Genomic DNA, 15,437 nt, shown 5'->3' on the forward strand with positions numbered 1-15,437 from the left:
TAAACTATCTGTCTGAATTTTATCTTTATTCGAGTTAAATCTTACCGACCATTTTTGACGGATCTACCCAGGCATCAAAGTCTTCTGCAGTTATATGACCTGATTCGACAGCTGCTTGCTTCAACGTTTTATTTTCCCTGAATGCTTTCTGTGCAATAGCAGCCGCCTTATAATAACCGATCTTTGGATTTAGAGCCGTAACCAGCATAAGCGAATCATCCAGATGTTTCTTTATATTCTCTTTCACAGCCTCGATACCGATAGCACAATTATCATTAAAGCTCCTGCAACCATCACCAATCAGGCGAGCACTATGAAGGAAGTTATAAATAATCATCGGTTTAAAAACGTTCAGCTCGAACTGCCCATTCGCTCCACCTACCGAAATAGCCACATCATTTCCCATCACCTGTGCGGCTATCATCGTCAATGCCTCACTTTGAGTTGGGTTTACTTTCCCCGGCATGATGGAAGAACCTGGCTCATTCTCCGGAAGATGGATCTCACCTATCCCGGCACGAGGACCGGAACCAAGCATACGGATATCGTTTGCAATCTTCATCAAACTGACGGCAATACCTTTCAGTGCCCCATGAGTAGACACAATTGCATCGTGAGTGGCTAATGCTTCAAATTTATTCGGAGCGGTAACAAACGGTAACCCGGTCAGTTGGGCTATTTTACGGGCAACATTCTCTCCAAAATTATCAGGTGTATTGATGCCCGTACCGACCGCGGTACCGCCTAATGCCAGTTCTGCCAAATGCGGCAAAGTACCTTTCAAGGCATGAATGCCATATTCCAATTGAGCAGCGTAACCACTAAATTCCTGTCCAAGTGTCAACGGTGTGGCATCCATAAAATGGGTACGTCCTATTTTTACGATCGGCATGAACTCACGACTTTTCATTATCAAAGTCTTATGCAGCATTTCAAGAGCCGGGATCGTATTTTCCCTAAGCATTTTATATGCTGCAATATGCATCGCCGAAGGGAAAGTATCGTTCGACGACTGCGATTTATTCACATCATCGTTAGGCGACAATATCTTTACCTCATCCGTCAATTTTCCTCCATTCAACACATGCCCACGATAGGCAATCACTTCATTTACATTCATATTAGTTTGTGTTCCGCTACCGGTTTGCCAAACGACCAGAGGGAAGGAACCCTCCAGTTTTCCATCCAGTATCTCATCACAGACACGCACTATCAAGTCACATTTTTCCGGAGATAAAACACCGGCATCTTTATTTGCCAGGGCCGCTCCCATTTTCAGATAAGCAAATGCCTGGATAATTTCTTTCGGCATCCGGTTTATATCCTGTGCAATCCTGAAGTTTTCAACACTACGTTGGGTCTGCGCGCCATAATAGGCATCGATGGGTACTTTTATGTTTCCCATCGTATCTTTTTCTATACGACATTCCATAAATCTTTTTCTTTAATATCTTTTTTATAAAACCGTACAGATAATGAAATGTTTATACCTCTGGAGCATATATTTTGAAGTAACGAACCTTCATATAGCCATAAGTAAGGACGAAAAGCACGAAAACATATAAAAGCTCGGCCGTCCAGTAAACCATCAGCGGGACATCAAACTGTACCAATACCAAAAACAGATAGGCCAGATAAATCAGGATCGTAATCAGTTCAAAAACAAAAGCAGTCCGTGTCCGGCCCGTTCCCGTTACAGCATTACAATAGATATGTGCCGGAACTGACAGGAAATAATTGGAGAGCATTACAACAAAAGGCCAGAATGCATTCCGGATCAACTCTTGATTTTTAGTATAAATACCTAATACCTCATCCGAAAAAAGGAAGGTAAATACAAGCAACGGGATTCCCAGCATGTAGCTCAAACCCATCATCTTCCGGCATAAAGGCATGATATTACGATATTCCCCGGCACCAATCAGATTGCTGACCAAAGATCCTGTTGTCGTTGAAAAGGAACAGACTATTACAAAAAATACAGTAGAGATACTACGGACTATATTTGCAATGGCTAGCTGCTCCTCTCCCAAATGTTCAATCACCACAAAAAACAAGAACCAGGGAGCCACGGCCGTAAAAGAATACATCATGCTCCATACCGAAAGCTTAAATAGCCGAAGTTGCAATTGCCAATCGTATACAGGCCGTAGTCCATAATAACGCTTGTCTATTTTGCGGCAAACATATACCACTAAAACGATCAGAAAAGAAAGTTCCGAAATGGTGGAAGCCAATGCGGCTCCGGATATTCCCAGCCGTGGAAACCCAAAATTTCCGAATATCAACAGATAATTCAATACAATATTAGTAATTACCATTACAACCGCTCCCGTTGTCAGTATCCGTGTCTTTGTTATTCCAACAAAGAAAGCACGAAAAGCCAAAGCCGGGAAAGTGAACAACAGACCGAACGTACGCCAGTCCAGATATTTTATAACAGCCGCATACACCTCTTCCGATGTGATCAGTTTAGATAACAAGATCGGAGAAAATAACCAGGACATTATAAACATAGATCCCGCCAATACAATAAGAAAGGACAGTCCCTGATAGAATACTTTCCCCGTCTCATTATAATATCCTTCTCCGTTACGACGGCCAACCATCACTTGCAATCCCAGACTGAAACCAAATCCCAGCATATAGATAGCCAGATAATACATACCAGCCAATGCGGCAGCCCCCAACTCAACCTCTCCATAGTGTCCCAGAAAGATAGCGTCTGTAATATTAATCAATTGTTCTATAAGAATGCTCATCATCACAGGAAAGTTGATGAGCCATATTTGTTTGTATGTGAAATTCATAATTCAACTTAGTATATATGCGTCACTATACATTCTTTTCAGAAGAATGCATCACGACAATTAATTATAAAATAAGATTTGTACCCTGTATAATAAGAGGGATAGCGAATTGTAGACAAAGAGGATCTTTGTCTTATGTCAAAGGAAACTACGCTATATACAGAGTTGACACTTCATAAGTTGAATAATCGGATTATTTGTAACAGTTGCAAATGTAAACGTTTTTCCTGATTATGACTACTAAAACGGCAGAAAAGAGAATTATAAAAAGGACGACACTCCTGCCGTCCTTTCCGTTCAATCACAAATGACCTTCTTATCTGTCGGAATACAGTCCAATCGTATTCCCTTCACTATCGGAAAACATAGCAAAATATCCACGACAGTCAGCTTCGATCTTTGTCTTTTCCCTAAGAACCTTTCCCCCGTTGGATTTGACCAGAGAGAGTGTAGCTTCCATATCGTCTACATGCAAATGGATAAGTACACCGTTCTTTGACGGGAGAAAATCGGTAGCCCATGATATGGCACCCGGAGCCAAACCGTCTTCATCAGGGAAGAAAGCCATCTTTTCGGCGTCGCACTCCATCACATCCAACTTCAGGCTCAACACTGTTTCGTAAAACTTCACGGCCCTTACGAAATCAGAGGCCGGAATCTCGAAGAAAGAAATTAACTTTTTCATGTTCGCTTTTTTAGATAAACAGTTTCTGTCTTTTGACAATGCAAAGATAGAGTATGCCAAAAGCCGAGACTTGGAAAAAAAGGACATTAGCCGTTCTCCCGTGAGAAATAATCGGAATAGGGAGCACAAACGCCCAGATACTCTTTCGGGGTATATCCGGAGAAAATCTTAAATTCATTAATCAGATGCGGCTGGTCATAGAAGCCACATTCATAAGCCAGTTGGGAAAAACTTATATCCGGAGTAGATTGCAGTACATATAAAGCATGCTGGAAACGGACAATCCGCAGGAACTCCTTCGGGCTAATCCCAATATGTCCGGTAAAAATACGTTGAAACTGTTTTGTACTCAGATAAACGGACGAGGCAAGATCAGAGATACGTACTTCTCCTCCCCGCTGGTTGATCGTTCGAATGGCAGAAAGCATCCGCTCGAGATTATGTTCTTTCGGTGGATTGAGACGGGACAAAAGGAAATGTTCGACCAGGCAGATACAATTCCTGTCGTCTGCTTCATATAATATACGGTCTTCCAGTTCCTTCAATTCGCGGTCGCCCAACTCACCAGCAGAAACTTTCTGGTTACAAAACTCACTGACGGGTATCCGGAAGAATGCGCTAACCGAGTGCGTATGGAAAACAACGGCCAGTATCCTGATCGTTCCGGAAAAGCTCAGTTCGGAGTAACCGACATACTGCCCACATAAAACAGATTGGTTGTTTACACGGCGGCTGTCTTGTGAGGAAGACAATAATATAGGATTTCCCCGATAAAAAAGCATCTGCACATTCCCGGTCGGGATAATACACTCCGTGTTTTCTATAGGACTATCCGTCTCCAACAACCAGTAATGCTTGACATAAGGAGCAAGTGCCGGCGATGGTAACATTATCTGAAATGATTCCATGCCGGCAAATATACGAATTTATTCAATCGGAATATGGATTTCAGTTACCAGCTCTTCCGGGGCTGTGTTGGCCGGATTATTCAGATACTTTTCATATCCCGGCGCATCAAGAGGTTTGTATCCACCTTCGGGAATCAGATGCAGGTAGACCGTATCATATACTGATTTCAGATGTTCATACGAACCTTTATAGCGAAAGATAAGATATTTAGCTGCAGGTAATTGCTTTACTCCGACCTCCCCTTTCGGTTCGGCAGTCTTCGGCAAAACCAGGCAAACATAAGTACGCAGCTTATCGGGCTCCGTCACTTTGGGGTCGTCATGATAGATACAAATATGCTCGATCCCTTCCGAATACAGGTTCTGTTCTTTCACAAAGGCCCACAGTTTCTGCCAGGCTCCGCAAAAATCGAGGTTCATATAAGCTCCCGACAAACGGACATAGGCAATCTGGCGATCAGGATATTCTTTTACTTCTGTTTCTATATTTAAATCGTATCTTACTTCAACAGGTCTCATAATAATGTAATCTTTGTTTTTACGATAATCATTGGGTGAAATACCATAGAACTGCTTAAAAGCCTTCGACAGGGAAGACGGCACATCATAACCTACGCGCCAGGATATTTCCTGTACCGACATATCAGAGTAACGCAGTAACCGAGCTGCAGTCTCGACCCTCATCCTGACAATAAAAGCACCGATATTCTCTCCCAGGAATGCTTTTACGATCCGGTGGAAATGCCAGGGCGAAAAACCTGACATCTCTGCCAGTATATCCAGATCAATTGTTTCGCTCAAATGATTGTTGATATACTCTACGATGATATTCATTTTACGTTGATACTCTTCTGTTGTTGATGGTCTTTGTTGCATGTCGTTTGTATTTCGATACAAAGATAAGGGCCGGAAAGGTTAGAGACTTGTCCTATCTTGCTAAAAAAGGGCGACCATCACTGGCCACCCTTTCGACGTTCACGTTGAATTATCGTTTGTTTCTAATCAGAGAGTGAATGTTGAATATCATCTTTCGTTATCGAAAAATCTTTGTTATTGGCAATCCGGTCCCTGACAAGCGATCCGATCTTACGGGCACTTGCCTCATCAGGGAAAGACATTAATGTATCAATTGCAGGAATGGTGGGTTGATCAATCAACACTTTCTCATTCATCAGGATACGGTATCCCCAGCCATTCCCCAATCGATACGTTTGCAACTCCGGTTGCCGGCCGTCCGGAGACCCCTTTTCTCCGGAACAGATGTAAACAAATAGAATAAATACCAGTAGTACGCATAGCCACCACAGGGCTTTTTTACCTTTAATAGTCATCATCATCGTATTCATAAGGGTGAAGTTCCCAAATGTCATCAAAATAATAGGTACTGCTACCACCGGTTGCCACGAAGCCTTTCTCACCGTTCGAAAAAGAAACCGTAGCGCTACGGGCCGATCCCTTAAACTTGGCGACATTTTCCCACAAATCGGTTGAAGGATAATATTTCCAGGTATCGGAGCGTACTCCCCCGCTCTCGCCGCAGGTCAGATAGACCGCCCCGTCGATTACAAAGGCTACGCCGTTGGTCCGTATTATACTATAATCGTCGTCATAGCTATCGTCGGATGTATTTGCTATATCGCGAAGTTGTGTCCATGACCCGTCAGAGGGGTTAAACCTCCAGAAGTCATCTACGTATTCAGCGTTATTCACCCCACAGCAAACATAAGCCATATTGTCGTACACAAAGCTGGTGGCACCCCGACGTTTGCTTCCGCCGATGCTGACTATCTGTGTCCAACTGTTAGCGTTAGGATCGAAAGAGTAAAAATCTTTCAGGTAATTACCATCATAACCAGAACCTAAATATCCTTTACCACTAACCCCGAATGCAACAGCGTCATAGCGGGCCGAACCGGGGAAATCGGCTTTCTGCGTCCAGCTATTGGACGCTGGATCGTATTCCCAAAAATCATTCAGATAATTCTCGCCATCGTAACCTGTGCCCAAATAACCTTTCTGGTCGACAGTCATTGCTACAGCCGAGTTACGGGCGGTACCGGGAAAGTCGGCTTTCTGCGTCCATGTGTCTCGTTCCATATCGTATTCCCAAGTATCGGAGAGGCGTTTCTTTCCATTATACCCGCAAGCTAAATATCCTTTATTCCCAATGGTAAATGAAGAAGCATAACTACGGGCAAGCCCATCGAAATCGGAGACACGATACCATTTACCTTGTAAATCATCGTCATCATCATCGCTGCAGGAGATCATCCCCAGAGGAAGCAGTGCTATCAGGAATAGAAATAATCTTTTTTGTGTCATCATATAGCGTGTTACTGTTTTACGAACACAAAAGAACAGGGCTTTTTGTTTACCGGCAAATTAAATCGGCAAACAGGTTATCTTGTTCGGTGAATGCCCGAAAAAAGAAGGTAAACCCTATTATCCCAGTCGGCAGACAGGCTGATCTGCCAAATACCACTGTTAGTGGAGCAATATCGGGGTTTGACAGGTTATTCTTGCATAAGAATAGGCGATTGTGGTTCTTTGCCTGATCAACAGACTCTATTACTAATATATATAATGTATATGAATAAGATTCTTTTTCTTTTTTGGGTATGCCTTTCCTGTTGCCTCTTTTCATCCTGCTATGATGAAAGTAATAAATACGGCAACGGTCTGGTCGATTCGGTTTTTCGTAATATTAGTACCGATACCTCAACAGTCGTCATTACATCCGTTCTGATCGATTCATTGGAAACATCAGGAAAAGGGGTTGCACTAGTCGGAGAATATACACATTCGATCTGGGGGACCATGAAATCGTCGGGATATATTCCTTATACGCGTCCCAGTTACAGTACAGACATCGACAAAGTTGTCGTACTCGATTCGCTTGTCCTGTCACTGGCCTACGGCAGCTATTATGTAGGGGATACTTTACAATACCAGCAATTCTCGGTTCACCGGCTAACAGAGAAAGTTGTATTGAATGACAACAACTACTTATATAATACCTCCTCCTTTTCTTACGAAACCGAGCCAATGGCAACCTGCCGGTTCAGGCCCCGTCCCCAAGGAGTGGACAAGCTGGAGATCCGCCTCCCCGATGAACTGGGACAGAATCTATTGACCCGTTTTCATCAACGGGACGAGGCCGTATCGTCGGAACGCTTCGAAGACTATTTCAAAGGGATCGTCATCATCCCTGACGGTTCAGACAACCATTCGATGCTCTCTTTTCAGGTGGCCGATACAATGTCGACTATCGTATTACATTACCATATTGTTGAGGAACAAGCAAATGAACAACAGTTGGTATTCTCTCCCAACACATCCACACAATTCAACCATATCGATCATGACAGGACAGGTACACTGATGGAGCCTTTCCCCACGAAACAAGTCGAAATACCTTCCGAGTCACTGGATAACCGGGGTGTATTATTTGGTGGCTTAGGCTGGTTCGCCCGGTTGGAGTTTCCTTACCTCAACGATATCATGAAGCTGGGAGAAAGAGTGGTCATAGAATCGGCCATGCTCAAACTATATCCGGAACTCGGTACTTATTCGGAAACAAATGCACTTCCGGACAGCGTCTATCTTTACATTGCCGACGAGAACAATGTCGTTACCGATGCTGTAACGGATTACCTCGGCACACAGGTACAAGGCGGTACACTTGTAAAAGACGATGTATTCAATGAAAATACTTATTACTATTTCGATGTCACCGATTTCATGCAACAAGAACTCGGCACAATCGGGATAAATAAACACAACCTGCAACTGGTTCTGAACGAAGACAGCTACACCAAAACATTCAAAAATATGACTTTCGGCGACAGGCAAAGCAAGTCACCCATCGTTTTACAGCTAATCTACAAAATATATGAAAGTTATTAAGTATATATTTTCCTCTCTCCTGCTGACAGCAACAGTAGCGGACGCACAAAACATCATGACCTCTTCACCCTATTCGATGTTTGGTATCGGTGAGATCGTAACCGGACTATATGGTTCCAATTCAGCCATGGGGGGCGTTTCCACCGGGATACGGAATTCATGGTTGATAAACACGGAAAATCCGGCCGGACTTTCGGGACTCGACTCGTGCAGGCTCTTTGCCGAAGCTTCTGCTTTCGCAAAAAGCGAATCTTATAAGTCGAAGAGTGGAAGTAGCAATGCGTTCTCCGGAAATGTATCGGCCTTCGCATTAGCCGGACGAATCATACCCCACTGGTATATGGCGGCCGGTCTCACTCCTTATTCTTCGGTCGGTTATTATTTTCAGAGCACACAGCCGCTCGAAGGTTCACCCGGGTCCTACTATACCAGTACCTTCGAAGGATATGGCGGTCTCTCGAAAGTGTATCTGTCGAATGCCTTCATGCTTTCCCGGGATTTATCGGTTGGCGTGAATCTGAATTATATATTCGGTAATATAAAATCGTCTGAGAATCAAGGCAGCATGACCGTTGAAAACAAAATGTACACAAATGCTTTCTATGCAGACTTCGGAATTCAGTATCACCGGAATCTGGCCAGGGACAAATCGATTACGATTGGAGCTGTCTATGGATACAAGCAACGTTTGAAGATGGACAATTCCATTATCATAACAAACGGCAATGTAGAGACAGAGCAAAACAAAAAGAGTTCCTCTCAACATCTACCTCAATACATGGGGATCGGAGGATCATTGATCTATCAAAAATGGACGTATGCCCTCGACTATAAGTTTCAGCAATACAGTTCCCTGTCATCGGGCGACAGCAGGGTTGCATTTAAAGATGCACACGAAGTACGTGCCGGAGTCTGTTATTTCCCGAACGGATATTCTTCCAGTAGCTACTGGAAGCGAATGTCTTACAAGGCTGGTATCGACGTATCCACTCCCTATATGAACATAAGCGGACAATCCGGCCTTTCGTGGCGGGCAAGCATAGGTATGGGATTGCCTGTTCTGAACGGACATTTCAACGCTGCCATTTTCCATGAACGGACACAACTGAAAAACAATACTTTCCAAAAAGACGTTACAGGGATAACGGTTACTTATACATTAAGCGAGTTGCTTTATAAGATGAAATTATAAATAGTTAATGATAAAAAACGAACGTCTGCACTGATTAATTGAGTGCAGACGTTTTCTTTACTTTCGGATAATAATTGAAAAGTCCATTACGAATCCTAAAAACCAGTTACATTTGACAGAGCAATTTGTTGCTCCTGCTTCTTTACAAATGGAAATAATTTGCTTTTGAGTGAGTAGATTCATATAGTCACCCGTAGCCCAATCTTTTCCTAAGATATGAAGAATCCCGTCAAATTGTTTCTTGGGCAACCAATGGATAAAAGGGTATTTGGTATGGAGGTCAAAAGGGAAAAATCTATTGGGCGTAGTAAAATAAACTACTTTACATGTACGTAACATCTCTTTTATGAATAGAACCTGTTTATCACGCTTACCGACATGTTCAATAACCGCATTGCTCCAGCCAATATCAAATGTGTCATTTTCAAAAGGAAAAAGACTTCCATCATACCGAATAACTGTTACTTGAGGGTATAGAGTCCTGAAGTCCCCTTCTTCTCTCGCTTCTTCAATGCCTAATGCGGTAATATTCTTTTGGTATGGATAATGTTTTTCCAAATAATTGGCTTCTTCACTATAATTATTCTCAGTAAATCCTACATCAAGAATTTTATCTTCTATACCAGGTTTGATTGTTTGCAAAAAGTGATTGTATTTACGACCACGATTAAATTTGCTGATCTTATTAGCTAAGTTCATCATTGCTTTTCTTTTTTATAATTGAAGTTTCATATACCTACTTTATATTAGTGAGTTTGCCTTTTTATTAAGGTGTTTGTTTCATCGCTTCCAATAATTCCAATCCTGCTATCACCCACCCGTAACTCATCCCTTCGAGGATGTTCTGTTTATAGTCATTCTTATCGGCTATCAGCTTGTTTTCATTGGTATTTCTACGTAATATATTCGATTTTACCTTTTTTGCCATAATTGAAGCAGTCTTAATATTAAATATAGTGTTGATTTACAAGCCTTACAAAAAGACAATGACTAGATTAAACGTTCCTTTTTTTTAGTCACAATTTATACCAAGCAACAGATCTAAAGGGGCGAAGTAAAAAAGTGAGACAACGTATTGATATATAGCAAATAAAAAAGACTCTATCCTTTGAATATTCAAATATAAAGGACTATCTTTGGGATGACTAAAATAAAGGAACGATTAAATCGTCCACAGCCCCATCTTTATTGATTATATAAAATTCAAGGGATAACACAAAAAGGTAGATTAGAAGTAGCCCAATCAACACATGTCCGGTAGCGAAATAATCAGAAACTAATCGACAAACAAAAATTTTTAGTACACTTAATTCGTATCGAACCTAAAAAGAAGAGAATTGAGAACTTTTGATAAGAACTAATAGTTAAAAAAAGGGACAGATTGAAAAAACCTGTCCCTACAATACATCAAGGATATAAATTATTTACTTAGAAGACGTTCCGCTCTCCAGAATACTCACAATAGAAAACAAAGTAAAACAAATACCGCCTAATCCAGCCAGAACACGTGCCGGGACAAAGTAGTAATCGTGAACGGAACCCAGTTCAAACAGGAATGCAGAAAGGAACAGGCAGGTCAACGCTGTGAAGATCGGTATTAGCGGAATACGGTTAGACAACTTAAACTCATGCCGCCATATTTTTGAAAGTAGGATCACCTTGCTGGATATACTATAACAAACCAACCCTAAACCGATCATGATATAACCTGTTACACCATTGGCCGGATTAATTGTCCCCAAAATAAGAATAACTCCCCAAATGACACATAAACTTCCCATGATCAACACCATGACCGGCCATATCATACGCTCGTTAGGAGAAAATATATTCCGGATCTGACGGGCAATGGTAGCAACTAACGCTATCAGACTGGTACAGATACAAGCCAACCCGATCATCACATGCCCGGCTATAAAATATTTGGAACTATGATCTTCATTCGCTAATAACCAGAAAGCCCATATCCAGGCAATCAATGCAATTCCTCCGGCAATGGCAATTAAAGTCAATCCCTGTGCCCGTGTAAATGCTTCGGGAGGAACATCATGGTCCGTTTTTTTCGAATTAACCGTGATCATCGTAAAGCGGGTAGAAGATGTTGCTGTAGTTGCTACACATGCGGTAATAAGTCCAACTCCACAGATAACATGCCCGGCTACGAACGAAGCCGAATCAGGCGATTCCATTATATGGACTCCGATTATTACAGTCAGAAGGGCCGATAAGTAACCGAGTGCCGGCAATGCGTACCGACTCACCATCCCGAAAGTATTTATGATCTGCCGGATAATCGTTGCCGCCGTGGAGAAGAGGGCAATACAGATCATCCCCAGGGAAAAGACAACCGGACCCGCTACAAATTTACCCGGGTCTGTTCCATATTCATAAACGAACAAACCATAACTGAAACAGAACAGGGCCATCAACAGTGGGATCGCCCTGAATAAAACACTAATACCGTAATTCATAGTCTATTTGCTTTAAATTTTCAACCAAACAGACTGAATTACGGCTTTGTTCCTTTAATTAGATTTTTATAGAATCTTTTTAGTTATCAAGAGCAGGATCAACCTATTCCTGTAAAGCCAACCTCCCCATAAGAGCCGGCAGATACGAATCGCTGATAGGAATCAGTTCATCGCCGATACGTATCCTTTTCCGTTCGATATAACTGATATGGGAAAGGGCAACGATATAAGAACGGTGCACACGACAGAATAACCCATCGGTAAGATTTTCTTCAAATCGCTTCAGGCTGACCTGCGAAAGTAGCGGCTTGCCCGTGGTGCGATGGATTTTGACGTAATCGCCATAGCCTTCCAGAAAAAGTATTTCCTCTCTGTGAAGGCGAATGATCTTACTTCCTTCCCGAACAAAAACAGGTTGTTCAGTTTGTTCCTTGTGCAAGACTTCATGCACATCAGCGAGTGCTTTATCCAACTTCTCAAAATACCCCATCAGGGTGTTCAACGTAGAAGCATCTCCATCGAAAGTAATACATTTCAACATACTAGAGTCTCTTTTTAAATTACACTACAAATAAATAAGAATATTCGGTGAACAAAGGTTAACCACCGACAAATGGTACAACTTGATCGGTGAATCGCCTTAGGTAGCAGGGTGAAAAAACTTGCTTCCTCAATGCAGTATTTTCACCTGACCACTATTCCATCAGTATCCATTTCTTGAATACCGGTGTTTTTGTCTTACTGATGATAATACGCTCCGGAACCGGTAAAGTCAGATTAACCGACAAACGGCTGCCGAACCAGAGGTCGATATCCTTTATGGCTTTACGGGCAATGATAAACTGACGATTAGCACGAAAAAAGTCTTTTCCGTCGAGTTGATCACCTAAGGTATCAAGTGTACGGTCCACCGGATGCTGTTTGCCGTCGGAGGTATAAGCCGTTACTTTCTCGTTTGCCGTATAGAAATAAAGGATATCTTCTACCTGCAAAGGGTAGAACTTATCACTGAGCATGATAAGCAGGCTTTTGATGACATGCCGCTTTTGTATCGTATCGTTCGTCTGACGGATATGTGCCAGTCGCTCTTCCGGACTGAACAGCCGCAGCTTACTCAACGCCCGTTCCAAAGAGGTCATTGTGACCGGTTTCAAGAGATAATCGATACTGCTAACCTGAAAGGCCTGCAGCGCATATTCGTCATAAGCCGTTGTAAAAACGACCGGAGCTTCAACCTCAACCTGCTCGAATATCTTAAAAGCGCTACCGTCTGCCAGATGAATATCCATAAAAATAACATCCGGATGAGGAAAGGAACGGAAATAGGCTACGCTTTCCTCTATACTCTCCAGTTCGGCTATTACCTCGATCGGTATAATCGTATTCTGTGCCAGTATCGCCTTCAGGGAGCTTACCGCAGCAGTTTCATCTTCAATAATTACAGCATTCATACGGATAATCAATTAATTGACAATTTAGTTAGACCTAAACCGACAGATCGGACAGGGGAAGGGATACTTTAAAATATTCTTTCCGGTTGGATATATTAATATCTTTTCCAGTGAGTAAACGATAACGTCCCCAAAGATTTTTAAGTCCGATACCGCTACTATGTCCCTCCTCTACCTTCGGATGCACTTTGTTGGATACCACCAAAGTGTTCTCCTTTGTAGTATAAATGTCAATTTGTAGCGGATACTGCTTACTGATCACATTATGTTTGACTGCATTTTCAATCAGCGGCAATACACTCAGGATAGGTAACGACCAAAGCAACAGCGTCGGTTCGGCCTGTATAGAGAAAAAAAGTTTGCCTTCATAACGCACGCCAAGCAGATAAGTATAGGCCTTTACAAACTGCAACTCCTCTGCTAAAGTGACCATTTCCTTCTTGTTACTCTGGAGGATATACCGGAAAACATTCGACAGTTCATCCAGGTATGTCAATGTATGCTCCTTTTCTCCGTTACGGATCAGGGAATTGAGTCCGTTGAGTGAATTGAAAAAGAAATGAGGATTGATCTGCCCCATCAAAGCATTATAGGAAGTTTGTAGTTTCTCTGTTTTTAGTTTTTCATACTCTAGCATCATTTGTTGTTTGCCGCTTATCAAACGTATCAGCAACACACTGAGCAATACGGTTAACAGGACAAACAGATGTTCCGTCATCTGCGGATGAAAAGCAATAGATCTGGATATTAGAATATCCCCCTCCGGTCGATCCGGTCGTATCTCCAGATTTTTTCTGGCTTTAGATACAGGCCTTCCATATCCTGGAATAATCTTATCCGACCGCCTTTCCATAATAACGGTTTCATGAACAGTGGGAACTTCAGCGACTTCAAATACAGATTTTTGCACGATCGGATATACAGCCAGTAGCCCCAGACCCACCATCACACTTACTCCACCGGCAAATATCGCTACTTTATATTCCCTTTGTTTGAATATCTTATCCCCCAGTTTATACATTTGCATATTTACAATGAAAAGAAGGAAAGCAAACAAGAAGAACCACACAAGCGGGAAATAAAATAAATAATCATTCAGGAATACCGGAGGCTCTGGAAGAGCCGGATTTCTCTGAATATTAATCACATCATATTTACGCATCAGCATCGAGAAGTTGACAAACAGACTCAACAATACCGATACGATAAAGCCAATCAATAGATCGTTCTTTACGGAATGTCGCATAAAGGATTTATTTAGTGGCTACAAAGATAAGTATCCCAGGAAGTCAAAAGTATATAAACCGACGAAACGGACAAAAACATCGGCGAAACGCCTGTTCTTATTCATCGAACATTTTACAGGCAATAGACAAAAGGACATAAAAAAAGGTTACCCAACGAGCAACCTTCTTTTATGGTAATTAAATCCCAAAGGATTAGAATCTTCTTTCTTTGATTCTTGCTTTCTTACCAGTAAGAGCACGCAGGTAATACAATTTAGCGCGACGTACTTTACCAAGTTTGTTTACAGTGATGCTTTCGATGAACGGAGATTCCATCGGGAAAATTCTCTCTACACCTACGTTTTCAGACATCTTACGAACTGTGAAACGTTTTTTGTCACCATGTCCTGAGATACGGATAACTACACCTCTGTACTGCTGGATACGTTCCTTGTTACCTTCTTTAATACGGTAAGCTACTGTAATAGTGTCACCACTCTTGAATGAAGGATATTCCTTATTCGTAGCAAACGCTTCTTCTGCAATCTTAATTAAATCCATTGTTTTATAGCTTTTTAATTGTAATTTTAAACGAAACGCAATATAACGGGCTACTTCTCCCGACAGAGATTGCGCAAAGCGGATGCAAAGTAACGAAAGATTTATTTTATACGCAAGTAGTTTAGGTAATAAATCATCGATCCTGTACTTATTTTTCTTCCTTTAAATCGCTATTCAAGCGTATATTACCTTATGTGAACAACCGAAAAGTTGTCACAGTATAGAGA

Annotated in this window: 16 protein-coding genes; 2 read left to right on the forward strand and 14 right to left on the reverse strand. The window is 42.0% G+C overall.

Annotation, left to right across the window (positions count from 1 at the left end):
* Positions 1 to 34: 34 nt before the first annotated feature.
* The 7 genes from fumC to BQ7394_RS18850 form a co-directional block, all read right to left on the reverse strand.
* On the reverse strand, positions 35 to 1,432 hold the full coding sequence (fumC, locus tag BQ7394_RS18820) for a class II fumarate hydratase (RefSeq protein WP_075558812.1): 1,398 nt from the start codon (positions 1,430 to 1,432) through the stop codon (positions 35 to 37).
* Between the two features lie 52 nt (positions 1,433 to 1,484).
* Positions 1,485 to 2,810 carry an MATE family efflux transporter gene (locus BQ7394_RS18825; protein ID WP_075558813.1) on the reverse strand — a complete coding sequence of 442 codons (1,326 nt, stop codon included), beginning with the start codon at positions 2,808 to 2,810 and terminating at the stop codon, positions 1,485 to 1,487.
* 316 nt (positions 2,811 to 3,126) lie between these two features.
* Positions 3,127 to 3,495, reverse strand: coding sequence for a VOC family protein (locus BQ7394_RS18830; protein ID WP_075558814.1), 369 nt, complete (start codon positions 3,493 to 3,495; stop codon positions 3,127 to 3,129).
* Between the two features lie 86 nt (positions 3,496 to 3,581).
* Positions 3,582 to 4,403: a helix-turn-helix domain-containing protein gene (locus tag BQ7394_RS18835; RefSeq protein ID WP_075558815.1), complete on the reverse strand. Its 822-nt coding sequence runs from the start codon at positions 4,401 to 4,403 to the stop codon at positions 3,582 to 3,584.
* An 18-nt stretch (positions 4,404 to 4,421) separates the two neighbouring features.
* The gene (locus BQ7394_RS18840; RefSeq protein ID WP_075558816.1) at positions 4,422 to 5,279 is read right to left on the reverse strand and encodes an AraC family transcriptional regulator; all 858 of its coding nucleotides are present in this window, start codon (positions 5,277 to 5,279) and stop codon (positions 4,422 to 4,424) included.
* Positions 5,280 to 5,401: 122 nt separating this feature from the next.
* The gene (locus BQ7394_RS18845; RefSeq protein ID WP_075558817.1) at positions 5,402 to 5,749 is read right to left on the reverse strand and encodes a DUF4907 domain-containing protein; all 348 of its coding nucleotides are present in this window, start codon (positions 5,747 to 5,749) and stop codon (positions 5,402 to 5,404) included.
* Positions 5,724 to 6,725, reverse strand: coding sequence for a Kelch repeat-containing protein (locus BQ7394_RS18850; RefSeq protein ID WP_075560123.1), 1,002 nt, complete (start codon positions 6,723 to 6,725; stop codon positions 5,724 to 5,726). The genes BQ7394_RS18845 and BQ7394_RS18850 overlap by 26 nt, the downstream gene beginning before the upstream one ends.
* Positions 6,726 to 6,992: 267 nt before the next feature.
* On the opposite strand from BQ7394_RS18850, the gene BQ7394_RS18855 reads away from it, so the two are divergent.
* Both BQ7394_RS18855 and BQ7394_RS18860 read left to right on the forward strand, forming a co-directional pair.
* The gene (locus tag BQ7394_RS18855; RefSeq protein ID WP_075560124.1) at positions 6,993 to 8,309 is read left to right on the forward strand and encodes a DUF4270 family protein; all 1,317 of its coding nucleotides are present in this window, start codon (positions 6,993 to 6,995) and stop codon (positions 8,307 to 8,309) included.
* A complete protein-coding gene (locus tag BQ7394_RS18860) occupies positions 8,296 to 9,501 on the forward strand; it encodes a BamG family beta-barrel-assembly machinery protein (RefSeq protein ID WP_075558818.1) in 1,206 nt (401 codons plus the stop codon). The genes BQ7394_RS18855 and BQ7394_RS18860 overlap by 14 nt, the downstream gene beginning before the upstream one ends.
* Before the next feature lie 57 nt (positions 9,502 to 9,558).
* Here BQ7394_RS18860 and BQ7394_RS18865 read toward each other — a convergent pair whose 3' ends face one another.
* From BQ7394_RS18865 to rplS, 7 genes are all read right to left on the reverse strand, one after another.
* Positions 9,559 to 10,203, reverse strand: a complete 645-nt coding sequence (locus BQ7394_RS18865; RefSeq protein WP_210436536.1) for a class I SAM-dependent methyltransferase — start codon at positions 10,201 to 10,203, stop codon at positions 9,559 to 9,561.
* Between the two features lie 64 nt (positions 10,204 to 10,267).
* Positions 10,268 to 10,429 carry a hypothetical protein gene (locus BQ7394_RS25835; protein WP_154674747.1) on the reverse strand — a complete coding sequence of 54 codons (162 nt, stop codon included), beginning with the start codon at positions 10,427 to 10,429 and terminating at the stop codon, positions 10,268 to 10,270.
* 496 nt (positions 10,430 to 10,925) lie between these two features.
* Entirely contained in the window at positions 10,926 to 11,972 is a 1,047-nt protein-coding gene (locus BQ7394_RS18870; RefSeq protein ID WP_075558819.1) for a DUF2776 domain-containing protein, read from the reverse strand.
* 103 nt (positions 11,973 to 12,075) lie between these two features.
* Positions 12,076 to 12,513: a LytR/AlgR family response regulator transcription factor gene (locus BQ7394_RS18875; protein ID WP_075558820.1), complete on the reverse strand. Its 438-nt coding sequence runs from the start codon at positions 12,511 to 12,513 to the stop codon at positions 12,076 to 12,078.
* Positions 12,514 to 12,667: 154 nt separating this feature from the next.
* A complete protein-coding gene (locus BQ7394_RS18880; RefSeq protein ID WP_075558821.1) occupies positions 12,668 to 13,423 on the reverse strand; it encodes a LytR/AlgR family response regulator transcription factor in 756 nt (251 codons plus the stop codon).
* 34 nt (positions 13,424 to 13,457) lie between these two features.
* Positions 13,458 to 14,669: a sensor histidine kinase gene (locus tag BQ7394_RS18885; RefSeq protein WP_075558822.1), complete on the reverse strand. Its 1,212-nt coding sequence runs from the start codon at positions 14,667 to 14,669 to the stop codon at positions 13,458 to 13,460.
* A 193-nt stretch (positions 14,670 to 14,862) separates the two neighbouring features.
* Positions 14,863 to 15,210 carry a 50S ribosomal protein L19 gene (gene rplS / locus BQ7394_RS18890; RefSeq protein WP_075558823.1) on the reverse strand — a complete coding sequence of 116 codons (348 nt, stop codon included), beginning with the start codon at positions 15,208 to 15,210 and terminating at the stop codon, positions 14,863 to 14,865.
* Between the last annotated feature and the right edge of the window lie 227 nt (positions 15,211 to 15,437).

This window comes from Parabacteroides timonensis, assembly GCF_900128505.1.
Lineage (GTDB): Bacteria > Bacteroidota > Bacteroidia > Bacteroidales > Tannerellaceae > Parabacteroides > Parabacteroides timonensis.